Origin of the sequence: Zhongshania aliphaticivorans, from assembly GCF_902705875.1 — a bacterium.
GTDB lineage: Bacteria > Pseudomonadota > Gammaproteobacteria > Pseudomonadales > Spongiibacteraceae > Spongiibacter > Spongiibacter aliphaticivorans_A.
On record NZ_CACSIK010000001.1, the window covers coordinates 512,118 to 536,413 of the forward strand.

23 protein-coding genes are annotated in these 24,296 nt (G+C 48.8%); 11 read left to right on the forward strand and 12 right to left on the reverse strand.

The window, feature by feature from the left end:
* Positions 1 to 144 precede the first annotated feature (144 nt).
* From AELLOGFF_RS02390 to ampE, 5 genes are all read left to right on the forward strand, one after another.
* Complete coding sequence (locus AELLOGFF_RS02390; protein WP_159267167.1) at positions 145 to 1,095, forward strand: ABC transporter ATP-binding protein; 951 nt, start codon at positions 145 to 147, stop codon at positions 1,093 to 1,095.
* Positions 1,092 to 1,853 carry an ABC transporter permease gene (locus AELLOGFF_RS02395; protein ID WP_159267168.1) on the forward strand — a complete coding sequence of 254 codons (762 nt, stop codon included), beginning with the start codon at positions 1,092 to 1,094 and terminating at the stop codon, positions 1,851 to 1,853. Before AELLOGFF_RS02390 ends, AELLOGFF_RS02395 begins: the two co-directional genes overlap by 4 nt.
* Entirely contained in the window at positions 1,853 to 2,458 is a 606-nt protein-coding gene (locus tag AELLOGFF_RS02400; protein WP_159267169.1) for an HAD family hydrolase, read from the forward strand. Before AELLOGFF_RS02395 ends, AELLOGFF_RS02400 begins: the two co-directional genes overlap by 1 nt.
* Before the next feature lie 187 nt (positions 2,459 to 2,645).
* Positions 2,646 to 3,194: a 1,6-anhydro-N-acetylmuramyl-L-alanine amidase AmpD gene (ampD, locus tag AELLOGFF_RS02405; RefSeq protein WP_159267170.1), complete on the forward strand. Its 549-nt coding sequence runs from the start codon at positions 2,646 to 2,648 to the stop codon at positions 3,192 to 3,194.
* A gap of 3 nt (positions 3,195 to 3,197) precedes the next feature.
* Positions 3,198 to 4,052, forward strand: coding sequence for a regulatory signaling modulator protein AmpE (ampE, locus tag AELLOGFF_RS02410; protein WP_159267171.1), 855 nt, complete (start codon positions 3,198 to 3,200; stop codon positions 4,050 to 4,052).
* 94 nt (positions 4,053 to 4,146) lie between these two features.
* Here the strand turns inward: ampE and AELLOGFF_RS02415 are convergent, their stop codons facing one another.
* Positions 4,147 to 4,701, reverse strand: a complete 555-nt coding sequence (locus AELLOGFF_RS02415) for a cob(I)yrinic acid a,c-diamide adenosyltransferase (RefSeq protein ID WP_159267172.1) — start codon at positions 4,699 to 4,701, stop codon at positions 4,147 to 4,149.
* Positions 4,702 to 4,801: 100 nt separating this feature from the next.
* Here AELLOGFF_RS02415 and cobU point away from each other — a divergent pair, with 100 nt between their 5' ends.
* Genes cobU through cobC form a run of 3 tightly spaced genes read left to right on the forward strand, consistent with a single transcriptional unit; the run spans position 4,802 to position 6,997 of the window.
* Positions 4,802 to 5,323 (forward strand): bifunctional adenosylcobinamide kinase/adenosylcobinamide-phosphate guanylyltransferase, encoded by a 522-nt coding sequence (gene cobU, locus AELLOGFF_RS02420; RefSeq protein WP_159267173.1) that lies wholly within the window; start codon positions 4,802 to 4,804, stop codon positions 5,321 to 5,323.
* A gap of 3 nt (positions 5,324 to 5,326) precedes the next feature.
* Positions 5,327 to 6,373, forward strand: a complete 1,047-nt coding sequence (gene cobT / locus AELLOGFF_RS02425) for a nicotinate-nucleotide--dimethylbenzimidazole phosphoribosyltransferase (RefSeq protein WP_159267174.1) — start codon at positions 5,327 to 5,329, stop codon at positions 6,371 to 6,373.
* A 15-nt stretch (positions 6,374 to 6,388) separates the two neighbouring features.
* The gene (cobC, locus tag AELLOGFF_RS02430; protein ID WP_159267175.1) at positions 6,389 to 6,997 is read left to right on the forward strand and encodes an alpha-ribazole phosphatase; all 609 of its coding nucleotides are present in this window, start codon (positions 6,389 to 6,391) and stop codon (positions 6,995 to 6,997) included.
* A 33-nt stretch (positions 6,998 to 7,030) separates the two neighbouring features.
* Here the strand turns inward: cobC and AELLOGFF_RS02435 are convergent, their stop codons facing one another.
* Positions 7,031 to 7,474 (reverse strand): hypothetical protein, encoded by a 444-nt coding sequence (locus tag AELLOGFF_RS02435; RefSeq protein ID WP_159267176.1) that lies wholly within the window; start codon positions 7,472 to 7,474, stop codon positions 7,031 to 7,033.
* Positions 7,475 to 7,588: 114 nt separating this feature from the next.
* Between AELLOGFF_RS02435 and AELLOGFF_RS02440 the strand changes: the two genes are divergently transcribed.
* A complete protein-coding gene (locus tag AELLOGFF_RS02440) occupies positions 7,589 to 9,223 on the forward strand; it encodes an alkaline phosphatase D family protein (protein ID WP_235035527.1) in 1,635 nt (544 codons plus the stop codon).
* A gap of 69 nt (positions 9,224 to 9,292) precedes the next feature.
* A complete protein-coding gene (locus tag AELLOGFF_RS02445; RefSeq protein WP_159267177.1) occupies positions 9,293 to 11,326 on the forward strand; it encodes a metallophosphoesterase in 2,034 nt (677 codons plus the stop codon).
* Between the two features lie 55 nt (positions 11,327 to 11,381).
* On the opposite strand, the gene holA is transcribed toward AELLOGFF_RS02445, so the two are convergent.
* The 9 genes from holA to miaB all read right to left on the reverse strand — a co-directional run bounded on the left by holA (position 11,382) and on the right by miaB (position 22,608).
* Positions 11,382 to 12,404 (reverse strand): DNA polymerase III subunit delta, encoded by a 1,023-nt coding sequence (gene holA / locus AELLOGFF_RS02450; protein ID WP_159267178.1) that lies wholly within the window; start codon positions 12,402 to 12,404, stop codon positions 11,382 to 11,384.
* Entirely contained in the window at positions 12,404 to 12,874 is a 471-nt protein-coding gene (lptE, locus tag AELLOGFF_RS02455; RefSeq protein ID WP_159267179.1) for an LPS assembly lipoprotein LptE, read from the reverse strand. Before lptE ends, holA begins: the two co-directional genes overlap by 1 nt.
* Before the next feature lie 37 nt (positions 12,875 to 12,911).
* On the reverse strand, positions 12,912 to 15,371 hold the full coding sequence (gene leuS / locus AELLOGFF_RS02460; protein ID WP_159267180.1) for a leucine--tRNA ligase: 2,460 nt from the start codon (positions 15,369 to 15,371) through the stop codon (positions 12,912 to 12,914).
* A 132-nt stretch (positions 15,372 to 15,503) separates the two neighbouring features.
* On the reverse strand, positions 15,504 to 17,000 hold the full coding sequence (lnt, locus tag AELLOGFF_RS02465) for an apolipoprotein N-acyltransferase (RefSeq protein WP_235035526.1): 1,497 nt from the start codon (positions 16,998 to 17,000) through the stop codon (positions 15,504 to 15,506).
* An 83-nt stretch (positions 17,001 to 17,083) separates the two neighbouring features.
* On the reverse strand, positions 17,084 to 18,703 hold the full coding sequence (locus tag AELLOGFF_RS02470) for an FMN-binding glutamate synthase family protein (protein WP_159267182.1): 1,620 nt from the start codon (positions 18,701 to 18,703) through the stop codon (positions 17,084 to 17,086).
* Between the two features lie 117 nt (positions 18,704 to 18,820).
* The gene (locus AELLOGFF_RS02475) at positions 18,821 to 19,669 is read right to left on the reverse strand and encodes an HlyC/CorC family transporter (protein ID WP_159267183.1); all 849 of its coding nucleotides are present in this window, start codon (positions 19,667 to 19,669) and stop codon (positions 18,821 to 18,823) included.
* Positions 19,670 to 19,686: 17 nt separating this feature from the next.
* On the reverse strand, positions 19,687 to 20,157 hold the full coding sequence (ybeY, locus tag AELLOGFF_RS02480) for an rRNA maturation RNase YbeY (protein ID WP_159267184.1): 471 nt from the start codon (positions 20,155 to 20,157) through the stop codon (positions 19,687 to 19,689).
* Positions 20,154 to 21,140 carry a PhoH family protein gene (locus tag AELLOGFF_RS02485; protein ID WP_159267185.1) on the reverse strand — a complete coding sequence of 329 codons (987 nt, stop codon included), beginning with the start codon at positions 21,138 to 21,140 and terminating at the stop codon, positions 20,154 to 20,156. The genes ybeY and AELLOGFF_RS02485 overlap by 4 nt, the downstream gene beginning before the upstream one ends.
* Before the next feature lie 76 nt (positions 21,141 to 21,216).
* Positions 21,217 to 22,608 (reverse strand): tRNA (N6-isopentenyl adenosine(37)-C2)-methylthiotransferase MiaB, encoded by a 1,392-nt coding sequence (gene miaB / locus AELLOGFF_RS02490; RefSeq protein ID WP_159267186.1) that lies wholly within the window; start codon positions 22,606 to 22,608, stop codon positions 21,217 to 21,219.
* Between the two features lie 177 nt (positions 22,609 to 22,785).
* Here miaB and AELLOGFF_RS02495 point away from each other — a divergent pair, with 177 nt between their 5' ends.
* Complete coding sequence (locus tag AELLOGFF_RS02495) at positions 22,786 to 23,130, forward strand: DUF1820 family protein (RefSeq protein ID WP_200842587.1); 345 nt, start codon at positions 22,786 to 22,788, stop codon at positions 23,128 to 23,130.
* A gap of 104 nt (positions 23,131 to 23,234) precedes the next feature.
* Here the strand turns inward: AELLOGFF_RS02495 and AELLOGFF_RS02500 are convergent, their stop codons facing one another.
* On the reverse strand, positions 23,235 to 24,182 hold the full coding sequence (locus tag AELLOGFF_RS02500; protein WP_159267187.1) for an SDR family oxidoreductase: 948 nt from the start codon (positions 24,180 to 24,182) through the stop codon (positions 23,235 to 23,237).
* Between the last annotated feature and the right edge of the window lie 114 nt (positions 24,183 to 24,296).

Consider the following 24,296-nt stretch of genomic DNA (forward strand, 5'->3'; position numbering starts at 1 on the left):
GCAGATTACCCTTGGCTTTTCGTGATTAGCTTTTTCTAGTTATTCCGACCTAATACTTGCCAATTTCCTAGACATGACAGACACTCTCGAGCGGTTAAATTATATCGCAGACTGCCGTTTGGCAGCTGCCAATTAGGAGAGCCCGTGTCTGCCATTATTAGTGTTCAGCAATTGAGCAAAATATACGACTCCGGATTTCAAGCACTTGATAACATCTCTTTGGAAATAAAGCGTGGTGAAATATTTGCGCTGCTAGGCCCTAACGGGGCCGGTAAAACCACGATGATTAGTATTATTTGCGGGATAGTGAATCCCAGCTCAGGAGTTATTACTGCGGATGGTCACGATATTATTCGTGATTACCGTGCGGCAAGAACTAAAATTGGTTTGGTGCCACAAGAATTATGTACCGATGGTTTTGAGAGTGTTCTCACCACGGTAAACTTTAGTCGGGGTTTGTTTGGCTGTCCGCCCAACAAGGCGTATATAGAGCAAATACTGCGACAACTCTCGCTGTGGGATAAGCGCAACGCCCGGATCATGGAATTGTCCGGAGGAATGAAGCGTCGAGTGATGATTGCCAAGGCCTTGTCGCACGAGCCTGAAATCTTGTTTCTTGATGAGCCTACGGCGGGTGTTGATGTTGAATTGCGTCGCGATATGTGGGAAATGGTAAGAGGCCTCCGCGCCCGAGGGGTGACCATTATTTTAACCACCCACTACATTGAAGAAGCCGAGGAAATGGCGGATCGGATAGGTGTGATATCGCGTGGCAAATTAATCCTTGTGGAAGAAAAAAATGTATTAATGGACAAGCTTGGGCAAAAGCAATTACGACTGCAATTGAAAAAGTCCCTGCAAGAATTGCCTACCGAATTACAGGATTACCCGCTGTCCTTAGCCGCCGATGGACTAGAGTTAATTTATCATTTTGATACTAAAGGTGATCAAACCGGAATTGCTGATTTATTTAGGCGGCTTGATGAGCACGGCATAGATTACAAAGATATCCAGTCGAAACAGCGCTCCTTAGAGGAAATTTTTGTGAGTTTAGTGAGTGATACTGCTACCGTGGAAGTGGGGGCTGTAGAATGAATTTTCATGCTGTAAAAGCGATTTATCAATTTGAGCTGCAGCGTACTTGGCGAACTATTATGCAAAGTATCGCGTCGCCGGTTATCTCTACGTCGCTGTATTTTGTGGTGTTTGGCTCTGCAATTGGTTCGCGGATGGTGGAAATCGACGGTGTAAGCTATGCCGCATTTATTATTCCAGGCTTGGTGATGTTGGCGTTGCTGACAGAGAGTATCTCTAATGCCTCGTTTGGTATTTATTTTCCCAAGTATAACGGCACTATCTATGAGATTTTATCGGCACCAATCTCAATGAGAGAGATATTGCTGGGCTATGTTGGGGCGGCAACAACGAAGTCGGTGATTGTGGGTAGTATTATCTTAATTACCGCGAACCTGTTTGTGGATTACCACATTGCACATCCGTTTTGGATGGTGACCTTTCTGGTGCTTACCGCGGCAACCTTTAGTTTGTTCGGTTTTATTATCGGCATTTGGGCCGACGGTTTTGAAAAGCTGCAAGTGGTGCCCATGTTGATTGTTACGCCGTTAACCTTTTTGGGTGGTAGTTTTTATTCTATAAGCATGCTGCCACCGTTGTGGCAGTCCATCACCCTAGCTAATCCGGTGGTTTATTTAATCAGCGCATTTCGCTGGAGTTTCTACGGCGTGGCTGACGTCAATATTGGTGTCAGCGTGGTGATGATTTTAGTGTTCATGGGGCTGTGTTTGATAACCGTTGCTTGGATGTTTCGGACCGGATATCGTTTGAAAAATTGATGCGTATACCGGCTACAATATCCGCTATCTTTTTTGATTTAGATGGCACGCTCGTGGATTCGGGGCTGAATTTTAAGGATTTACGGCAGCAATTGGGCTGGCCAGAAAACGTGGATTTATTGGCGTATCTAGCTAAGTTGCCATGTCCCCAAGAGCGAGCTAAAGCGCAGCAAATAATCCATGAGTTTGAAATGGTCGGCGCTGCCAGTGCGACGTGGATGCCGGGCGCAAAAACACTGCTTGATGACTTGTTCAACGCGGGCTTGGCAACAGGGATTGTGACGAGAAACACCCGTGCGGCTTTTGATGTGTGTTGCCATCGTCTAGCTATACCGCCGATAGAGGTGATTACTCGTGAAGACGCTCCCGCCAAGCCCGACCCTACTGGCTTACTTGATTTAGCCGCGAGACTATCGGTAGCGCCCGAAAATGCGATGTATGTTGGGGATTATATTTACGATCTAGAGGCCGCTAAAGCTTCTGGTATGTATCGTTGTTTATATGATCCTAGCGGGGAGTCAGTGTTTGCGGCACAGGCCGATATATGTATTCGTCATTTCGACGAACTCGCCAATCATGTGGCTGATATCGTAAACACACGTTAATCAATCTGCTTCTGTTCTAGGGGACTACTGGTATTGTTACTAGCTGTATATGGATTGAATATTGTTGCGTGGAAATTCAGAGTTGTGATTTTACGTTTAGCCGTCACCGTTGTACTCTCGGTAGCAATAAAACGGGGTTTTTCAGAGTCGTGTCGTGGCGGGCATGGGGTAGTTAGAGTGTGAAGCAATGTATTTAATCGAACCGACAGGTTGGCTGGCCGGCGCTAAACGGTGCCCGTCGCCCAATTATAATCAGCGGCCTAGTGGCGATGATATTAGCTTGCTGCTTATCCACAATATTAGTCTGCCAGCCGCAGAGTTTGGTGGACCGTATGTTCATCAGTTGTTTACCAACTGTATAGACTGTGATGCACATGCAAGTTTTCAAGATTTACGAGGTTTAACCGTTTCTGCGCATTTGTTTATTAATCGCAAAGGCATTATCCATCAATTTGTGTCGTTTAATGATCGAGCGTGGCATGCTGGGGTGTCGCAATTTGAGGGGCGCGATAACTGTAATGATTACAGTATTGGTATTGAGCTTGAGGGCGCAGATGATATTAACTATACCGATGCCCAGTACCGTGAGCTCATTACTGTAACAAAAAGCTTGCAGAGTTATTATCCGGCTATTACCACAAACCGTATAGTGGGTCACAGTGATGTGGCACCTGGGCGAAAAACTGATCCAGGTATAGCTTTTGATTGGCGTTATTATAAAACTGCATTGGGGTAAATCATGGAATTTTTTGCCATTTTAATTGCGTGGGCGGCAGTGCAATTTTGGGGTAGCGGCGGGGTTATCCAAGAAGATGCTTGGTTCCTGCGTTATCGAGATATGACGGCGAAAATTAGCAATAGCACTCTGCGTTTGCTTGTGCTGGTAGCGCTGCCGATGATCGGTGTTTTTATCGTGCTTTGGCTGTTGGCGCCCATCTTATTTGGTTTGCCGGTATTTCTGCTCAGTGTGGCCATTTTGTTATATTGTTTGGGGCGTGGTGATTTTCAAGTTCGTCTCAAACTTTACCTAAACAGCTGGCAGCGAACGGATTTAGAAGGTGCTTACCAGCATGGTCGAGGCTTTAGTGCAGAACTCTGTGAAGTGGGTGCCGAGAATGCCCTTGAACTTCATAACAGTGTTCGCAAAGCGGTGTTCTACCAAGGTTTTGAGCGCTGGTTTGCCGTGGTGTTTTGGTTTGTGCTTGCAGGGCCAGCGGCGGCCTTGGCATATCGTTTACTGTTTTTATTGGCGAATGATGATCAACTTAAACAGGACGATCGGAATCGTGCTGCCACCGCGTTATTTTATTTGGAATGGTTGCCGGTTCGTATTTTGGGTTTTGCTTTTGCCATTGTCGGGAATTTTGATACCTGTATAAAAACGTGGCGAGAGAGTGTGAGTAGCGAGCTACCGTCTGCTGATCTTTTGGATAAAATCGGTATGACCGCACTGCCTGAATTTGTGCCAGAGGGGCAGGTAGATGGCGAACAATTTGTACGCTTGGCTTCGGAGGAGTTGTTGGCGGTTCAGCATTTACTGTCACGCAGTTTGCTGGTGTGGGTCTGTGCAGTGGCGATAGTGCAGTTGGTCTAGCTATCGCTTTTGCGCTAGTCATAAATTGTATGGCTAGCGCGATGTCTTAAGTAGCCGCCCCGTTCTTATTATAAGTGACAAAAGGGGGGCGTTTTTATCGTTTGTCTGCTTGCTGCCATAATACCTCTTGACCGCCATTACGGCGCGCTAATAGCCTTGCCATTACAAATAAAAAGTCTGATAGGCGATTTAAATACTGGCGACCGGTGGTGTTTACTTCGTCAGTTTTACTGAGCGCGACAAGACAGCGTTCGGCGCGGCGACATATAGCTCTAGCCATATGGCAGAGTGCAGCAGGTTTGCTACCACCAGGAAGGATAAAGTTTTTAAGCGGCGGAAGATCTTCGTTTAAGCAGTCTAATTTACTTTCAAGCTCACTAATGCGACTTGCGCTTATCATGGTATAACCAGGTACCGCGAGCTCGCCGCCAAGATCGAATAAATCGTGTTGAATTTGGGCTAGCAGTGCAGCATAGGCGTCATCGCTAGGTAGCTCGGCCAGCAGCAAGCCGATGGCAGAGTTGAGTTCATCGACAGTGCCAATGCTTTCCATTCGGTGATGATCTTTCTCAATACGAGAGCCATCACCGAGTCCGGTGGTGCCATCATCGCCAGTGCGAGTATAAATCTTCGATAATCGATGTCCCATATTTCCCTCTGTTGCAGCCGGTCTTGTAGAATGTGGGGTTTACTATACGTTAGAAGCCTTCTTGGTGGCAGCATCGATAATAATGTAGAGGAGCGTCACAGTGCTTGAATTGTATCTTGGTGGTGCACGATCGGGTAAAAGTCAGTTAGCTGAGCAGCGGATTTGCATGGCTCCAGACAATATTCAGCGTGTGTATATTGCTACTGCCACCGCAGGGGATGAAGAAATGGCGGCGCGTATTGCTCACCATCAACATCTGCGGCAAGGCAAGGGTTGGCGTACCGTAGAGGCACCTGAGGAGCTAACTGCGGCGATTAGAGCGAATGCAGCAGTGGACAGTGCAATCTTGGTTGACTGTTTAACCTTATGGTTAAGTAATTGGCTGATGAAAGATGATTTATCAAACTGGCATGATGTTCGCGACGAGTTTTATCAGGTGTTGCAGCAGGCAGAGGGTCATATTGTGTTGGTGACCAACGAGGTGGGGCAGGGAATTGTGCCTCTGGGGTCATTAAGTCGGCAATTTGTTGACGAATCGGGGCGCTTGCATCAGGACCTCGCGGCAATGGCAGATCGAGTCGTGTTGGTAACGGCGGGTTTAGAGCAAGTTTTGAAAGGATAAAATATGTCACATTGGTATGAGGAGTCAGCACCAGAAGCTGACGAGGAGTTTCGCGCCTCTGCGCAGGCGCGGCAAGCAAGTTTAACCAAACCGCTGGGGGCGTTGGGGCGGCTAGAAGATGTTGCAATTCAATTGTCAGCAGTGCAACGAACCCTAGAGCCTCACTTAGATAAGGCTTTAATTGCGGTGTTCGCTGGGGATCATGGAGTGACAACCGAAGGTGTGTCGGCTTATCCACAATCGGTGACATCCGAAATGGTGCGTAATTTCGCTAGCGGCGGCGCAGCGATAAGTGTCCTAGCTAAAGCGATGGACGCTGAGTTTAAAGTGATCAATGTGGGCACGGTGTACGCACTTGAAGATTTACCCAATGTTATTGATATGCGAGTGGGTGCTGGTACCCAGAATATGTGCGTCACCGAAGCCATGACCATGGAGCAATGTGAAGAGGCCATGATTGTCGGGCGGGATATTATCGACCAAGCCGGTGACATTGATGTGTTTATTGGCGGCGAAATGGGCATTGGCAATAGTACTTCTGCTGCTGCCTTGGCGGTAGCGCATACTCGGTTGTCAGCAATGGCGATGGTGGGACGTGGTACAGGAATTACAGACCAGATGCTGGCAAAAAAATCGGCGGTGGTAACTCGTGCAATGTCTCGGCATTTACCCCATATGAAAAACGGCATGGAAGTGTTGCGCCGCATTGGTGGCTATGAAATTAATGCCCTTGCCGGTGCCTATATCCGTGCAGCTCAAAAAGGCATAGCGGTGGTGGTTGATGGCTATATATGTACCGCAGCGGCCATGTCGGCGGTAAGAATTAACCCCTCGATTAGACCATGGTTGTTCTTTTCTCATTGCTCGGCAGAACCCGGCCACAGCCGTCTGTTAAATAAAATGGAAGCTGAACCATTGTTGCAGTTGGATATGCGCTTGGGTGAGGGAAGCGGAGCGGCGTTGGCCTTGCCCATTATGCAGGCGGCCTGCCGTTTGCAAAAAGAAATGGCGAGTTTTGAGCAAGCTGGTGTGAGCCGTGGCAATAGTTAAAATAGGAATGCTGTCATGGCTAAAGTAAGCAAAACACAGATAGATTTACTTCGGCATGGGGCATGCGAGGGTGGCGAGATTTTTCGTGGCAGCACCGACGTTGCCCTCAGCGAACTTGGTTGGCAGCAAATGCACGATAAAGTCGCGACCATGGGCCCTAATTGGGATCATATTGTGAGCTCCCCGCTACAGCGCTGCCAACGCTTTGCGGAGACACTTGCCAGTGAACAGAAAACGCCAGTAACCGTATGTAACGACCTACGTGAAATGCACTTTGGTGACTGGGAGGGCTTGCCTCACGATGTGGCGCGTCAGCAATACCCTCAAGAATGGTCAGATTTTTGGGAGTCGCCAGCTGAGGCTAGTCCGCCAAACGGCGAGGCAATGCCTGACTTTTGCCGGCGAGTAACCACAGAGCTAGATCGTATTGCAGAGCAGTATCGCGGCCAGTCTGCGCTGCTCGTTGTCCATGGTGCGGTTATTCGCGTCATGATATGTCATTGGTTGGGAATGCCAATGGGGGCAATGACAAGACTGTCTGTGCCGTATGCGGGCTTAACCCGGTTCACGGTGTACCATCAAGAGGGTAAGACACCCTGGGTTCAGTTGGGTAGCCACTATTAGTTAGTTGCTAGTAAGTTATGTGCTGGTAAATGATTAATCACTGGCAGCTGGGCTGCCCGCTGCATGGAACGTTTCTGGTGGAGAGATGGCTCGGCTCCCTGTGATAAACCATTTGCCGTCGCGGCGCTCAAATTGATATTCCGCGTGATGTACTTGGCTCTCTCCGGCAGAAAAAGTACCAAAGCTACTTTTATATTGCAGATAGGCAATATTATAAGGTTCCAATCTCCGCAAACTGACAACGGTCTCGAAATCTTCAGGAAAGCGAAGGCGGATGTCAGCCGTTGCCGTACCCGTATCGCCATTGTCTGTTAACGCCTTTATGGTGATGTCATCAACGTTAAAAATTGCCGGACTCGACATGCCTTCAAGATTGTCACGCAACAAGTTTTTCACTAGGTAGTCTGTGAAAGGTATCGGTTTATTACTGCAAGCGACTAAAAAGAGGAGCGAGGCAAATATTAAGCGTTTTTTCATGAGTTGAGCAGGGCTCCATAACGAGTGTGTGGCAGCGTTAGTGCTGAAATCTGTTTGTAACACGGCAAGGTTATCATTCTGTTACTTTTTGATGACAGCACGAGCGAGTTTTCCGTGAAGCGACGACATTTTCTCCGCGCCATGACCACCGCGTCTATAGCGGTGCCTATATTGACAGCCTGTGGCGGTAGCAGCAATTCTAATTCGCCTTCTTCTTCCCCTGGATCATCTGGTTCTGATATCGATGTTTCCTTTCTGCATGGCGTTGCCAGTGGTGACCCACTAGATGATCGCGTTATTTTGTGGACGCGGGTGACACCAGCCGAGGATGTGAGCACCGCCATTGACGTATTGTGTGAAGTGGCTGAAGACCCTGAATTTGACAGTATTGTGTTATCGGAAATATTTTCTACCAGTGCTGAGCGAGATTATACCGTCAAGTTTGATGCTGCCGGTTTGCTGTCAGAGCAGCACTACTGGTATCGCTTTTCGGTAGGTGAGCAACAATCCCCTGTCGGTCGTGCCTTAACGTTACCGATGCCGGGGCAATATGCAGAACGGCTGCGTTATGCCGTGTGTTCATGCAGTAGCTACCCTCATGGCTTTTTCTCAGTTTACCGAATGATTGCTAATCGCACTGACCTTGATTTCGTGCTGCATCTAGGTGATTACATTTATGAGTACGGCGACGGCGAATATGGCGACAATGCTCAGCGTTTACTAGACCCCTCTCATGAAATTGTGGCACTTGATGATTATCGTCGCCGCTATTCGCTTTATCGCAAAGATGTCGACTTGCAGGCTGCCCACCAAATTCATCCGTTTATAACTGTTTGGGACGATCACGAAACCGCTGATAATTCCTATAAAGATGGTGCCGGAAACCATAATGAAGGCGAGGGTGATTGGTTAGAGCGCAAGGCATATGGCATTCAAGCGTATTTTGAATGGATGCCAATTCGCCCACCTACAGAGAGTGAAGATAGTATTTATCGCGCTTTTCGCTATGGTGATTTAGCCGACTTTATGATGCTGGATACGCGCCTTGAAGGCCGTGTTAAGCAGTTGGATAACCCCGTTGATCCTGCGCGAAGTGATGCCAGAGACCTACTTGGCCAAACCCAAAAAGAGTGGTTTAAAAATAAACTGGCCACTGCCCAAGGGCAGTGGAAGTTTGTTGGTCAACAAGTCATGTTTGCTCAATTGCAGTTATTAGAAATACAGCGTTTGTTACCGGGCGTGCCAACTAATGACTTTAGCCCGCTTGTCGCGATTAATATGGATCAATGGGATGGTTACCCGGTAGAGCGGGAAGAAATTCTCGATTTTGTTGAGGAAAATGCTATCAATAACCTCGTTGTTCTCACTGGAGATATTCATACTAGTTGGGCAAACGAGATTTATAAAAGCAGCGCTGTATTAACCAGCGGCATATTTGATGAACCGCTTGGTGTTGAGTTTGTGACCCCCAGTGTTACCTCGCCAGGATTTCCAGATGGTGCGGCGGAATTAGTGTCGGCGGTGCTGCCTGTGGTGAACCCGCACATGAAATACACTGATCTAAAAAATCACGGCTTTGTGCTTATGGATGTAACGCATCAGCGTGCTCAAGCTGAGTTTTATTATGCGGAAAACATCGATTCAGCGGATCAGTCTGGGGTGGAATCAAGCAAGGTGAAGACCTTGTCGGTTAATAGTGGCAGCAGCAGGCTCGTCGAAGATACACCGCTTTCTTATCCTAAAGTGTGAATGGACTTGCGGAAATGACCGTTGTGCTGATGAGCTAGTCATAAAGCATAAAGACCTTGAGAGATTTCCATGAAAAATTTAGCTAATTTATTGCTGGTTGCCATTTTGATTGCGTTGGCGGCATGTGGCGGTTCCTCCTCCAATGGCGGCTCGGGGACTGATGACGACGTTGTCGAAACGCCCATAGATGACACGCCCAATGATGAGGTGAGCGAGCCACAAGTAAGAATGATCTTATTGGGTGACAGCGGTAGCGGTAGTGCTGGGGCCTATGCCGTAGGTGAAGCGGTTGCACGAGTTTGCGCTGCCAAAGGATGTGATTTGGTATTGGGGCTGGGTGATAATATTTATGAGTCCGGCGTTAGCTCAGAATTAGACCCGCAATTTGAAGAGAAATTTGAGCTACCTTTCGCACCTATCGACCTACCCTTTTATATGGTGCTGGGTAATCACGATAATAGCGGTTTTTTTGGTGGTGACGGAGCCAATAATTCAAACGGTGATTATCAAGTCGATTACCACTACCGTGATGCTTTACACCCAGAGCAACCTAGACAAACAAGCCGTTGGCATATGCCCGCTCGCTATTATCGTTTAACCCAAGGCGGAGACGCGTCAGCGCCTTTTGTTGAATTATTTGGTGTGGATTCAAATCAGATTGCGGGTGGTTTTCCCGATAGTGATGAAAACTATTCGTACAATAATTATGGTTTAGTGCAGGCGCAGTGGTTGAAAGAGGCCATGGCAGACAGCAAGGCACAGTGGAAGATTGTGTTTACCCACCATCCCTATCTTTCTAATGGCAGTCATGGCAACGCAGGTAACTATGATGGCATCCCAGGATTTATTGCGCCGGTGTTAGCGGGCAGCCGTTACAAGGCATTTTTAGAAGAAACAATTTGCGATAAAGCCGATTATCTATTTGCCGGCCATGACCACGATTTACAGTGGTTACTGCCTGTAGCTTCCTGCGGCAAAACCGGTTTTATTTTGTCGGGCGCAGCAAGTAAAACCCGTAGTTTGGTGAATCGTGATGACAATGCGGTGTACTACGAAAAAGGCGATAGTTATGGCTTTGTTTGGGTTGAGATTGTTGGCGATAAACTAGTTGGCGAAGTATATGTAGTCGATCCTGATGATGCCGCACTTGGCTTGGGATCGCTCACCGAGCCTCAGCCAGCATTTAGTCGTGAGGAAACTCAGCAGGCAGCCGTTGGATTGCCAGATTCAGATGGTTTTACCAACCCTTTAGAGGGCGATGAATCTGATTTTGATATCAATGGTCAGACGGGTAATCTAGATCCTGTTCAATCGCAATTTTCCGATGGATTTGCGACCTTGGCGGGGGCAATACCCGAGGAAAACCTTGCTGGTGTGATTTCCGCTGTCGGTGAGTCTGGTAATGCTCTGCTGGAAGTCGTGGATTCATTACTAACGGGATTGCAGGGCGCCGCAACTGAACAGAACCCAGAGCTGGCACTGGCCGGTGGAGAGCGTGCGACTCAGGCTTTGTTATACGCTTTGCAGAGTTTGCAAAGCGCGATACCTGAGGCCGGTGAAGAAGGTTTACCTGCCCCATTTGATCAGCTTGCTGCGGCACTGGAGCAATTTACTGGTGAAACGGGGAGCGGGGATGACACTGGAGAAATGGACCTCACCAGTTTGACGGATCCGCTCAATAATTTGGCGACAAATATTCAGGGTATTGTTGATAGTATTGAAGAAGAAGGTGGCAGCATCCCAGTTGCAGGCGGTGCGCTGATCTTGTTGTCTGAGCTCCTGACCGATGTCACTCGGGTGGTGGCAGCAGTAGGTAATGTTGATACCAGTGAAGTGGGTCAGGTTGTGGTGTCTACCACGGATGATTTGCTGAGTAATTTATTACTGAATGTTATTCCTATAGAGCAGTTCGCGCCTGCCGAGGTAAGCGGTGCCATTGGCCTAGGTCCTGACTTTATTAGTTCAGTGCTGCTTGCCGTGGTGCGAGAGGTGACGTATGACTTGGATACCTACGTTTTGCCTCCGTTATTACAAGGTTTGAGCATTTTACCGCTGTCTGCTTTAGATAGTTTGTTTGAAGGCTTGGCAGGTATAGGCAGCTAATTTAGTTCGAGCCGCTTAGCTTGTTAGTGCTAAGCCGGTGTCACTGTTCTTTAGATTAGCGCAATCCGGTCAGGTTCTGGCCGGAGAGTAAGGAGACAAGATTGGTGAATAGCACGACGCTATTTTCTTTACTTTGACCCTTTTGCGCGGCATCTATTTTGCTCGCGAGCTGCAAGAGTTTTGCTAGTTGGCTGCTTTTTAAACGCCGCAGAGTATTTTTATATAACGCTTTGCGTTTGTCCCACACACGGGCGCTATCTAGCACGCGATCGATGCTACCGCCTTGCTCTAACTGCTGCGCGCACTGGTAAAGAGTGCGAATTTCCCGTGTTACGGCGCCCAACATAGCAATGTCTTCGCCACCTTCTGCCAACAAGCTATTAAGCATTTGTAAGGCATTTCCGGTTTTACCGGCGAGCGCGCTATCAATCAATTTAAAGACGTCGTAGCGTGCGCTGCTGGCAACGGCATTGGCAACAATATCGGCGCTAACCGTCTGTTCGCCCACCAGTATTTTGAGCTTCGAGATTTCCTGGTCAGCGGCGAGTAAATTACCTTCTACTCGGTCGGCAAGCAGTTGCACTGCGTCATTGTCGGCATTCAAGCCAATCATACGCATCCGTTGCATAATCCAGTTGTTTAGGTGCTGACGATCTACTGGCCAGACCTGTATTACAGCGCCGGCGCTGTCTAGGGCTTTCACCCATTTACTATTCATGCTCCGGCTGTCTAACTTTGCACAGCTCACTAAGAGAATATTGCTGCCATCGGCGTGCTGTAAGTATTCCTGAAGAGCCGCCGAACTTTTTTGATCCATTTTGCCGCTGCCTAAGCGCAGTTCAATGAGCTTGCGGTCGCCAAACAAAGACATAGATTGGCCGGCATCGAGAAGCTGCGCCCAATCAAAGCTGCGGTCTACATTGAGGACCTCACGCTCACTAATTCCCTGTTCACGAGATTGACGGCGAATGGCGTCACAGCATTCTTGGCTTATCAGAAGTTCATCACCTGTGACCAAGTACGCTGGCAGTAATTGTTTGCTGAGGTTAGCGCTGAGCTGCTCTGACCGTATTCGCATTAGTGTGGTTCTTGCAGTTGATGCGACCAGAGTTCTACTTGGCGAGCGAGACGAATACTAAGCTGTTCACGCATTTCTGCACGAACAATAATGGCCTCGGTTTCTTCGCCAATGGGGTTGTCTGGGTCATTCACTGTCAGGCGGCGCTGTTGCAAAGTATGTGGGCCACGCAAGGTGCTGCCGTCGGGTTTTCGCAACTCAATACTGGCAGATTCAAACAGGGCGTATTCAGCGTCGCGGGCCTCGTTGTCCAAGGATACGCTGCGTTTGTCCTCGTCTAACAGTTTTACTACAACGATCAGTTTAGCGTTTTTGCGTGATTTACTTAGCGCAACATCGTTGATAGCAAACTGGCGCTTTAGCGACAGACTCAACTCTTGGGTGGCGCGATCATTGACCACGTATATTGGCTGTAAACTGGCGTCGATACTGCTATCGCCGCGCAGCGTAAAACCACAACCCACTATCATAAGGCTGATTGAGAGGATTATTGCTTTATGAATCCGCTTAATTAGCAACGATGTTCACCAGTTTTTTAGGAACTAAAATTTCCTTGCGAATCGTTAAATCGGCAAGGAAGCGCTGTACATTTTCTTGCTCTCTCGCCATCTTTTTAATACTTTCGCCATCGGCGTCGGCGGCGACTTCAATTGTCGCTCGTAGTTTACCATTGACTTGTACCGCCATTTCAATGGAATTACGCACAAGTGCAGCGTCGTCAACGGCGGGCCAGGGGGCGTCAATAATCGCTTCGTCGTGACCAAGGTTAATCCAGAGTTGATGGCTGATGTGGGGCACAATGGGAGCCAGCAAGCGTATGGCAGCTTCAATGGCTTCACGTTCTACGGCGAGACATTGTTCGCTTTGATGCTGGAAGCGTGAAATGTCATTCACTAATTCCATTACCGCAGCGATGGCGGTGTTAAATGTTAGCCGGCGACCAAAATCATCACTCACTTTAGCAATGGTTTCGTGGGTTTTGCGCCGTAAATCTTGCTGCGGGCCCGTTAAGCTATCAGCTGTTAATTCGGGGGCAATGCCGGCTTCAAGATGGGTCGCTGCCAGTTTCCAAAGGCGTTTAAGGAAACGATGTGAGCCTTCAACAGCGCTGTCAGACCATTCCAAGCTTTGTTCTGGTGGTGCGGCAAACATAATGAAAAGGCGAACGGTATCAGCACCGTATTGCTCAATAAGTGATTGAGGGTCGACGGTATTGCCCTTGGACTTGGACATTTTACTGCCGTCTTTTAACACCATGCCTTGGCAAAGGAGTTGTTTGAACGGCTCATCAGAATTAACCAGGCCTTCGTCGCGCATTAATTTATGGAAAAACCGCGCGTATAGTAGATGGAGAATCGCGTGCTCTATGCCGCCAATGTATTGGTCTACTGGTAGCCAGTAATTGGCGCGCTCGGGGTCGAGCATGCCATCTTCAAAGTCTGGGCAAGTAAAGCGAGCGTAGTACCAGCTTGATTCCATGAAGGTGTCAAAGGTGTCTGTTTCACGTTCAACGGCAACGCCGTCTAGCTCATCTTTTTTCCACTCTAGGTCGGCTTTGATGGGGGATTGCACGCCGTCCATCTCAACATCTTCAGGTAACAGTATTGGGAGTTTGTGCGCGGGAACGGCAATTTCACCACCATCAGGCAGGTTGAAAATGGGAATGGGTGCGCCCCAGTAACGCTGGCGGGAAACCCCCCAGTCGCGAAGACGGTAGTTGGTGGTGACTTGGCCTTTACCTAATGCCACTAATGCATCAGAAATGGCTTTAAAGGCGGCATCAAATGCTAAGCCATCAAAGGTCCCTGAGTTGACCAAGACGCCTTTTTCGGTAAATGCGCACTCATCAAGGTTGATGGCTTCGTCATTTTGTGGGGCAACCACTTGGTTGATGTCCAAGTCATATTTCTTGGCGAACTCGTAGTCGCGCTGGTCATGGGCAGGTACGGCCATGACGGCGCCGGTGCCGTAGTCCATTAAGACATAGTTGGCGACCCAAACTTGTACGGCGTCACCAGTAATAGGGTGGCGAGCCTCAAGGCCGGTGAACATGCCTTTTTTGTCCATGGTGGCCATGTCGGCTTCAGCGACGGAGCTGTTACGACACTCTTCAATAAAGTTTGCCAGTGCCGGGTTGTCTTTTGCCAGCGCTAAACTAATGGGGTGTTCTGCTGCCAAGCTCACGTAAGTCACACCCATTAAGGTGTCGGGGCGGGTTGTGTAAACCTCAAAATTATCTACGCCGGCGATGGGGCTGTCCAAATCGAACTGCATTTGTACGCCCTGTGAGCGACCAACCCAGTTGCGTTGCATGGTTTTAACTTGCTCAGGCCAGCCATCGAGCTGGTCTAAGTCATTAATTAACTGCTCGGCGTAGTCTGTGATTTTAATAAACCACTGGGGAATTTCTTTGCGCTGAACTGGCGTGTCACAGCGCCAGCATCCGCCGTCAATAACTTGCTCATTGGCTAATACGGTTTCGTCGTGTGGGCACCAGTTCACGGCAGAGGTTTTTTTATAGACCATGCCTTTTTCGTATAGGCGGGTAAAAAACCACTGCTCCCAGCGATAGTAATCAGATTTGCAGGTGGCGAACTCACGCTGCCAGTCGTAGGCAAAACCAAGTTGCTTTAACTGGTCGCGCATATAGTCAATATTTTCTACGGTCCATTTTGCCGGTGCCGTTTTGTTTTTTATTGCGGCATTTTCCGCGGGTAGACCAAAGGCATCCCAACCCATAGGCTGCAGTACATTTTTGCCCAGCATACGCTGGTAGCGTGAGATCACGTCGGCAATGCTGTAATTGCGGACATGGCCCATATGGAGTTTGCCGCTGGGGTAGGGAAACATCGCCAAACAATAGTATTTTTCGCGGCTTGGGTCTTCTACAGCGGCGAAGCTATTTTGATCCTGCCAAAATTGTTGGGCGCAGGTTTCGATGTCGCGGGGAGTGTATTGTTGGTCCATTGGCGGTGTCAGGTCTCTGTACAGCGGGCGAAAAAGTTAAGGGCGGTTATTCTAACAGCTAAGGCGCAGATCACACTATTTGGATTGCTGCATTTTTGCTTGGGTTGTGATTAGTGGCGGTATTGGGCCAGATTACCCTGATTTTATACGCCGGCCTGAGCGAGTTAGGCCGGCGGTAATGGCCAGCATCGCACACAGGGCAATAATGGGCGTTGAGCCAAAGCGGGTGAAGGGGGTGCTGCCATTGCGAGCGTGTACCTCGCCCTGCATCGTTGTGGCTATAAATGAGGGGATTCGGGTGCGAATATTACCGTGGTGATCAACAATGGCAGTGATGCCGGTGCCGGTGACACGTATTAATTCCCTACCGTTCTCTAGGGCGCGCATTTGCGCCATTTGCATGTGTTGGTCGGGGCCAATTGAGTTGCCAAACCACGCGTCGTTGCTAATGGTAAATAGTACGTCGCTATTGCGAGCACTGCGGGCGATAAGATCAGGGTAGGCGATTTCATAGCAGATGGAAGGGGCTAGCTGCCAGCCCTTTACGTGCAAGTGATTTTGATTCGGACCGCCACGGCTAAAGCTGGACATGGGAAGGTCAAAGAAATTTATGAGGCCGCGAATATATTGCCCCAGTGGCACGTATTCGCCAAAGGGAACGAGGCGTTGCTTGTGGTAGATACCGTCACCGCCACTGATAACCATGACCGAGTTGAACATATCGTCGTCGGTGCGGGTGGGCACCCCTGTAATCAGTGCGCTATTGTTGGCTTCTGCGCGCTCAGCAATATAGTCAAAATAAGACAGTGCGTTGTGGTAAAGAGCGGGAATAGCCGCTTCTGGCCATATAACAAGGTCGGAGGTCGGCCATAAAGTTTCTGATGCGTGGTCATACTTTTCTAAGGTTGCCCAGTATTGGGTGTAGGCCCATTTTTTATCTTGAGATATATTGGCCTGCACAGCGCCAATTTTTAGTGGCGCGCGGTCGTCAGCGCTAGTCCATTCTTGCTTTTGTAGCGAGTAACCTAGACCGAATAAAATAATGCAGCCGCCTAATGTTGTAATGCCGTGGCGTTTTTTGGTGGCCGGCGAGACGATGCATTGGGCGACAGCGGCACCGCTAAGCGCAACCCAGAAACTGATGCCATAAACGCCGGTGACCGGTGACCAGCCAGCCATAGCCGTGTGTAGGTGGCCGTAGCCAAGATACAACCAGGGAAACCCTGTGAATAGCCAGCCGCGTAGCCATTCGGTCAACACCCATAAAGCGGCAAAACCTAAGGTCTTTCCAGCAATACCAGCGCGAATCCAGCGAATATAGGCGTAAGCAAACAGTGCGGGGATAAGGCCAAGGCCAATGCAGAAAATAGCCGTCATTGGCACGGCGAGTAGGGTCGAGGTACCGCCAAAATCGTGTATGGCAATATAAACCCAAGAAACGCCTGTAGCGAAACTAGCGCTACCAAAACACCAACCGAGTAAAAAACCTTGCTTTGTTGTGCTGTTGTTTAGCGTTGCCGATAGCGCGGCCATGGCGATAATAGCGCTCCACCACCAATTAAATGGCGCCAGCGATAGTGTGAGGCTGGCGCCGGCAATGGCTACAAATACGTAAGGGCTGATTTTCACGGGCGATGTTCCGGCCATTCATGTTTTTTACGGATGGCTAGTGTAGCGATGGCGTTAGCTGGGGGCTAGCGCATTTCTATGAATTAGCGTTGCTGGGCCTCATTACTTTCCGTGGTCGGGCTTGAGAGCGCAGAGCGGGGCGCGTCTATATCAACACAGTCAGCGGTGCTGGCAATCATGTACTCGGGTTTGGGTGTTTTTTCGGGGAAGCGGTTGGTGAGCGGTTCTGGGCTACCGTTGTTATCGATGAGGTAAACGTGCTCTCGCGTTAGTGCGCGGGCTTCTTTTACTCCGCAGGAATGGGCAATAACACCCACTTCATGCATCAGATTTAAGGCGTAGTTTTTCACGCGGGTGGCTTTGTCTTCTGGTACTAGCCCGCGTTGTAGCTCGGGGTTGTGAGTGGTAATACCGGTGGGGCAGGTATTTTTATTGCATTGCAGGGCTTGAATGCAACCCAGTGCGAACATAAAGCCACGGGCACTGACAATAAAGTCGGCGCCTACGCACAGGGCCCACGCGGCCTCGGCGGGGTTTATCATTTTTCCTGAGGCAATGACCTTAATGCGTTTACGCAGATTGTATTCGTTGAGTTTGTCTACCACGAGTGGCAGGCTGCGGCGAATAGGCAGGCCAACGTAATCCATTAAACTCTGTGGCGCGGCGCCGGTGCCACCGTCGGCGCTATCAATAGTAATAAAATCAGGTGCGTATTTGAGACCTCGGCGATGGATGGTTTCACCTAATTCATCTAACCATTCCGAAAAGCCAATGACCGCTTTAAAGCCAACGGGTTTGCCGGTGATATCGCGGACCCTAACTATCATGTCTAAAAGTTGGTCGATATCGTGGATGTCAGGATGACCATTGGGGCTAATGGAGTCTTTGCCAATATCAATACCGCGAATCTTGGCCACTTCCTCGGTGACTTTGCCGCCGGGTAAAATACCGCCCTTGCCGGGTTTGGCACCTTGGCTAAGTTTAATTTCAATCATTCGCACTTGCGGGTGAGCTGCGATGGCTTTAAGTTTTTCGTCACTGAGATTTCCGTCAGCGTCGCGGACACCGTATTTTGCGGTACCAATTTGAAAAACAATGTCGCAACCCGCTTCTAAGTGGTAGGGCGATAGGCCTCCCTCCCCAGTATTGAGCCAAATACCTGCCTCTTTGGCGCCGGCGCTTAAGGCACGAATCGCCGGTTTGGATATGGCGCCAAAACTCATGCCTGAAATATTGAAAATAGCTGAACTAGTGTAAGGGTGTGTTGCAAAGTCTTGGCCAATGGTAACCGCGTGGGTGGGGGCGGCATCTTGGCTTAGGGTTGGGAAGAGGCAGTTCATAAAAAGAACTTCATTGGCTTGCGTTAAGGGTCGGGTCGAGCCAAAGGCAATGGTGGTGTCAATGTTTTTTGCAGCGCGGTAAACCCATGAGCGCTGCGAACGGTTAAAGGGAAGTTCTTCGCGGTCCATTGCAAAAAAATACTGACGGAAAAATTCCCCTAAATGCTCAAAAATATAGCGAAAGCGGCCGATAACGGGGTAGTTGCGGCGTATGGCGTGCTGGGTTTGGGTAATGTCGCTTATGTAAATATAGACTAAATAAATAGCGCCTAACCCCAGTGCAAGTAAGAATAATAATGCGCTGTATTCAATAAAGGTACTGGCAATATTGTTCAGGGTGTCTAGGGTTTGCTGTTCTGGCATACAGGCCTCTACGCTGGTAAGAAATAAGCGATACGTAAAGCCATTGTAGACCTTAATGACGAGGTAAGTTCAAGGGGCTAGTTATTTCAGCCCCTTAAATTTCTGTGATGGTTTGCTTTAAGCGTCTAGCTGACGCATACGTAATAGATGGATTTGCCGGCTATCAGCGTTTACGACTTTAAATTCATAGTTATCCAGTCGTGTTGCTTCGTTACGGCTAGGGAGGTGACCAAACGCTTTAAGTAGCAAGCCGCCAATGGTGTCAAACTCTTCATCGCTAAAACGAGCATCAAAATAGTCGTTGAAATCGTCGATAGGGGTTAGGGCTTGCACCACAAAATCATTGTCGGCGATTTTACGAATGGGCAGGTCGTCATCTTCGTCGTATTCATCTTCTATTTCGCCGACGATTTGTTCAAGAATATCTTCGATCGTGATTAGGCCTGCGGCGCCACCGTATTCGTCGATGACCACGGCCATATGGTGCCGTTTTTCCCGGAAGTCTCGCAATAACACGTTCAAGCGTTTGCTTTCAGGGACGAGAGTGGCTGGGCGCAAAATATCGCGAATGTCGATGTCGGCGCTATTCTCAAACTTCCAGAGTAGCGGCAATAAATCTTTTGATAAAAGAATCCCTAAGACATTGTCTAGGGTGTCGCCAATCACCGGATACCGAGAGTGACCGGTATCAATAATAATAGGGAGTAATTCACTAAGGGGTTGATCCGCCTTAAGCACCACCATTTGGGGGCGAGGAACCATGATTTCTCGGGCCTGCATATCACTAATATGCATGGCGCCTTCAACAATACTTATTGCATCATCATCAATGACTTCGTTCTGTTTGGCGACAGCAAGTAATTCAAACAGATCTTCCCGAGTTTTGGGTTCAGATGAAAAAGCGTAGGCAATTTTCTCGATCCAAGATTTGTCACTTGGATCGTTGCTAGATCGGTCTTCGCTCATGGTTTTGGGTGCTGTCCTCACAAAATAGGGGTATAGGGGTTGTTGATATTCAGTGTTTTTAAAAGCGTAATTTCCAGTGCTTCCATTTCTTCAGCGTCGGAATCTTCAATATGATCGTAGCCGAGCAGGTGGAGTGTACCGTGAATTACCATATGCGCCCAGTGGTCTAGGCAGGCTTTGTGTTGCTCAATGGCTTCACGTTCAACCACTTGCTTGCAAATAGCGAGATCACCCAGCAAAGGAAGTGCTAATTCGGCTGGAAGATCAGCTGGAAAAGACAGTACGTTGGTGGGGCCGTTTTTTTGCCGGTACTGTAGGTTTAGCGCCGCACTTTCGTCTTCGTCTATTAGGCGAATACTGAGTTCAGCTTCGTCGCGGTGACCCTGTAGGGCGGCGCTTGCCCACGTAATGAAATGATGTTGTGTTGGTAAATTATCGGTATTACAGGCAATTTGTACGTCCAGGTCGAGCTCGGTCGTCGAAGTCATCGCTGTGGTCCGTTATCCGCATCAAATGCTGCATAGGCTTCGACAATACGCTGTACCAAGGGGTGGCGCACCACGTCCTTTGCGGCAAAGTGGGTCATGCTGATGCCTTCAATATCGCCAAGTACTTTCATAACGTGCACTAGGCCAGACGGGGTGCCGCGGGGCAAATCTATTTGGGTGGCGTCGCCGGTGATTACCGCTGTTGAGCCAAAGCCGATGCGGGTCAGGAACATTTTCATTTGTTCCCGCGTCGTGTTTTGCGCTTCATCCAGAATAATATAAGAGTCATTGAGGGTGCGGCCACGCATATAGGCCAGAGGGGCAATCTCAATAATATTGCGCTCAATTAATTTGGTGACGGTTTCAACACCTAGCATTTCGTAGAGTGCATCGTAAAGAGGGCGTAGATAGGGATCGATTTTTTGCGCTAAATCGCCCGGTAAAAAACCCAGTTTTTCACCGGCTTCTACTGCGGGCCTGACCAGCAGGATACGCTGAACTTGGTTAGAGATTAATGACTCCACGGCGCAGGCAACGGCAAGGTAAGTTTTACCAGTACCGGCGGGACCAATGCCAAAGTTAATGTCGCAAGCTTGAATGGCTTTTACATAAAGCTGCTGATTTTTACCGCGGGGTTTGATGCTGGCTTTTTTGGTTTGAATGACGACGGGTGCATCGTCGCTGCTAACCGGCTGGCTAAGTTGCTCGATACCCGATTCCTGTAAATGAAGGTGAACGGTTTCGGTATTGAGGGAGGTGCCGTTTTTACTTTCATTGTAGAGGTGCTTGATTAATTGCACGGCATCGTCGACGGCACTGATCTGGCCGTTAATTTGAAACGTGTTGCCACGGGCTGCAATTCGAACACTGAGGCGCCGTTCGATTAATTTTAGATTGGCGTCAAGGTGCCCGCACAAATCAGCCAATAAACGGCTATCGCAAGGGTCAAGAGTCAAAATGCGTTGTATATCTTGTGCAGTCAATGGTTCACCGAATGCCGCCGTGGCGGCGATAAATTAAGGTAGCTTTTTAAGGTTGCTTTATGTGTTGGCTGATAGATTAAGTCAGTATTTGGCCGCGCAGCGAGTTAGCGTAGGCTTCTAGAATGTCTACATCGACAAACTGACCGATTACCGTTTGATCTAAACAGGGAAAGTTAACTACGCGATTGTTTTCTGTGCGGCCCTGCAGTTCACCGGGATCTTTGCGCGATACCCCGGTGACTAAGATACGTTGTTGGCTGCCGACCATTTGCCGACTAATTTGCGACGCATTTTGTAAAATATGGTGCTGCAGAGTGGCAAGACGTTCTTTTTTGACGGCTTCTGGTGTGTCATCTGGCAGTTGTGCTGCCGGTGTACCGGGGCGAGCGCTATAGATGAAACTGAATGAGTGGTCAAAGCCAATATCTTTTATCAGCTGCATGGTGTTATTAAAGTCATCATCGGTTTCGCCGGGGAAGCCAATAATAAAGTCTGACGAGAGGCTGATGTTGGGGCGAAGCGCTTTGAGCTTGGCGATTTTTGCACGGTACTCGTCGGCGGTATGGCCGCGTTTCATGGCAGCCAAAATACGATCACTTCCGTGCTGGACGGGGAGGTGCAGGTGATCGACAAGCTCTGGAACAGTGGCATATGCCTGGATTAAGGCATCGCTAAATTCTACCGGGTGTGACGTTGTGTAGCGAATACGCTCAATGCCGTCCACTTGGGCGACAAAGTGAATCAGCTCAGCAAAATCGACAATCTCGCCTTCGTGGTTTTCACCGCGATAGGCATTTACATTTTGGCCGAGCAGGTTGACTTCACGTACGCCCTTGGCGGCAAGTTGGGCAACCTCGGTGATAACGTCATCAAAGGGGCGGCTAACTTCTTCGCCTCGGGTGTAGGGCACCACGCAGAAAGTGCAATATTTTGAGCAGCCTTCCATGATTGAGACAAAGGCACTGGGGCCGTCGACACTGGGTTCTGGCAGCGAGTCAAATTTTTCAATTTCTGGAAAGGTCACATCCACAACAATAGGACCGTCAAGCTTTTTGGCGTTAAGCATGTCGGGTACGCGGTGTAGAGTTTGTGGCCCAAATATCAAATCTACAAACGGGGCGCGCTTGCCAATGTCGCTGCCTTCTTGGCTGGCAACACAGCCGCCTACGCCAATTTTGAGGTTGGGGTTTTTGTCTTTTAGTTTTTTCCAGCGACCAAGTTGATGAAAGACTTTCTCTTGAGCCTTTTCTCTAATGGAGCAGGTGTTTAGCAGGAGGACGTCAGCTTCATTGGGATCGTCGGTACGCTCAAGACCGTGGCTTACGCCGAGTAAGTCCTGAATGCGCGAAGAATCGTATTCATTCATCTGGCAGCCGTGGGTTTTGATAAACAGCTTTTTTGGTTTATCTATGGCGGTCGCCGTCACGGTATCAGGTGAGGTGTTATTTGATGAAAGTTCTTCAGGCATAAGGCGCAAACAGGCTGCAATAAAATTGGGCAGGCATTATAGCTAAAATGCAGTCTAAAACCCAGAAATACGGTGGATATGGCAAAATTATGGTATCATCCGCGGCCCGGTTTTCCGGTGTATTTCAATCTGAAACGAGACGTTTCAAAGCAGTATCTTAGAGATAATGGAAAGACTATGGCCCAAGCTCCTATTTATAAAGTCATTTTTCACAACAATAGCAAAGTGTATGAGCTTTATGCGCGTGCTATTTATCAGAGCGATATGTACGGGTTTATAGAAATAGAAGAGTTCGTATTTGGTGAGCAGAGCCAGATTGTGGTAAACCCGGGCGAAGAAAAACTCAAAAATGAATTTAGCGGTGTAACCCGTAGTTACATTCCTATGCACTCCATAGTGCGTATCGATGAAGTGGAAAAAGAAGGTACGGGTAAAATAGTCGACTCAGATGGCGCGAGTAATGTGCGTCATTTTCCTAGCGCGCCGGGACGTCCCATTACTCGTACACCTGATAGCGAGTAAACCGCTGTTACCCTGTGGGTTGGGGCTGGAGCTGGGGCTGGGCAGAGCGATGTCGATTCGCGTTGTAAAGTAAATTGAATCTTCTGCCCTTCTACGTTGATTAGCTATAATGACCAGCTTAGTGATGTTTTCTGTTCAGAGAGCGTCCAAAGCTTGGCGGCCATTTCTTGATCTAATGCGCACTCATCTAGCGGGCATTCGCCGACGGGGCCTACCATTTGGGCCCTTTTTGTGGGGCCGTAGAGTTTTTTGGGTTCCACTGTTTTTTCCGTCGCGCACATAACTTCTGGCCAGGAGCCTTTTTCTGCCGATTGTGCGACAACACGGGACAGTATTGACCATGCAATCTTATTGAATCGGCTGGCTGTATCTTTAAGTAAATTGGTACGTGAGGCGCCGGGATGGCAGACCTGTATAGTCACTTTCTTACCCGCAGCGAGTACTCGGCGCTGTAGTTCATAGGCGAATATCATTTGTGCCAATTTGCTTTGAGCGTAGGCATTCCAAGCTGTGTAGTGTTGAGTGAAGTTGAGGTCGTCGAATTGGATTTTCTTTTTCCCCATTTTATAGGCGTTGCTACCAACAACCACGATTTGGCCCTCTGATTCGTCGATCCGCTCAAACAGTAATCCACTCAGAAGAAAATGACCAAAATGGTTTACGCCGAGCTGGCTTTCAAAGCCGTCTACGGTGATCTCTTGTTTAGCTACCTGTGCAATGGCGGCATTGCAGATGAGCGCGTCGATGCGAGGGGTTGTTGCAAGGATTTGTTCTGCCGCATTCCTTACCGAGTCCAGCACACCAAGATCCATGGGTACGAAAGTGATGGTGGCGTGGTGGCCAAATTCCTGCTTCAGGTTTGCAATGGCCGCCTTTGATTTATCGGCGTTGCGGTTCAACATCAATACTTGTGCACCCTTTGAGAGAAGTATTCGGGTGGCTTCAAATCCGGCGCCGCTGTTGGCACCGGTGATAATATACGTTTTACCTTCTAAAGAGCCGAGTCGTTCTGGTGTCCAGCCTTTTTGTCCAAACTGGTTTTTTCTGGTCATTGTTTACGCTCCTTGGTGTGCGCTTGGAAAAGACGGTATTGAGTTTTGTATTACTACCCACGGCCGTTCAGTTTTGCTGAGAAAACTATAGCTCTCGTTTGTATGTATAAATAG

Coding starts and splice junctions, on each gene's coding strand:
- AELLOGFF_RS02395 (WP_159267168.1), top strand. CDS start 1,092: ATGAATTTTCATGCTGTAAAAGCGATTTATCAATTTGAGCTGCAGCGT.
- AELLOGFF_RS02400 (WP_159267169.1), top strand. CDS start 1,853: ATGCGTATACCGGCTACAATATCCGCTATCTTTTTTGATTTAGATGGC.
- ampD (WP_159267170.1), top strand. CDS start 2,646: ATGTATTTAATCGAACCGACAGGTTGGCTGGCCGGCGCTAAACGGTGC.
- ampE (WP_159267171.1), top strand. CDS start 3,198: ATGGAATTTTTTGCCATTTTAATTGCGTGGGCGGCAGTGCAATTTTGG.
- AELLOGFF_RS02415 (WP_159267172.1), bottom strand. CDS start 4,701: ATGGGACATCGATTATCGAAGATTTATACTCGCACTGGCGATGATGGC.
- cobT (WP_159267174.1), top strand. CDS start 5,327: ATGTCACATTGGTATGAGGAGTCAGCACCAGAAGCTGACGAGGAGTTT.
- cobC (WP_159267175.1), top strand. CDS start 6,389: ATGGCTAAAGTAAGCAAAACACAGATAGATTTACTTCGGCATGGGGCA.
- AELLOGFF_RS02435 (WP_159267176.1), bottom strand. CDS start 7,474: ATGAAAAAACGCTTAATATTTGCCTCGCTCCTCTTTTTAGTCGCTTGC.
- AELLOGFF_RS02445 (WP_159267177.1), top strand. CDS start 9,293: ATGAAAAATTTAGCTAATTTATTGCTGGTTGCCATTTTGATTGCGTTG.
- holA (WP_159267178.1), bottom strand. CDS start 12,404: ATGCGAATACGGTCAGAGCAGCTCAGCGCTAACCTCAGCAAACAATTA.
- lptE (WP_159267179.1), bottom strand. CDS start 12,874: ATGATAGTGGGTTGTGGTTTTACGCTGCGCGGCGATAGCAGTATCGAC.
- leuS (WP_159267180.1), bottom strand. CDS start 15,371: ATGGACCAACAATACACTCCCCGCGACATCGAAACCTGCGCCCAACAA.
- AELLOGFF_RS02470 (WP_159267182.1), bottom strand. CDS start 18,703: ATGCCAGAACAGCAAACCCTAGACACCCTGAACAATATTGCCAGTACC.
- AELLOGFF_RS02475 (WP_159267183.1), bottom strand. CDS start 19,669: ATGAGCGAAGACCGATCTAGCAACGATCCAAGTGACAAATCTTGGATC.
- ybeY (WP_159267184.1), bottom strand. CDS start 20,157: ATGACTTCGACGACCGAGCTCGACCTGGACGTACAAATTGCCTGTAAT.
- miaB (WP_159267186.1), bottom strand. CDS start 22,608: ATGCCTGAAGAACTTTCATCAAATAACACCTCACCTGATACCGTGACG.
- AELLOGFF_RS02495 (WP_200842587.1), top strand. CDS start 22,786: ATGGCCCAAGCTCCTATTTATAAAGTCATTTTTCACAACAATAGCAAA.
- AELLOGFF_RS02500 (WP_159267187.1), bottom strand. CDS start 24,182: ATGACCAGAAAAAACCAGTTTGGACAAAAAGGCTGGACACCAGAACGA.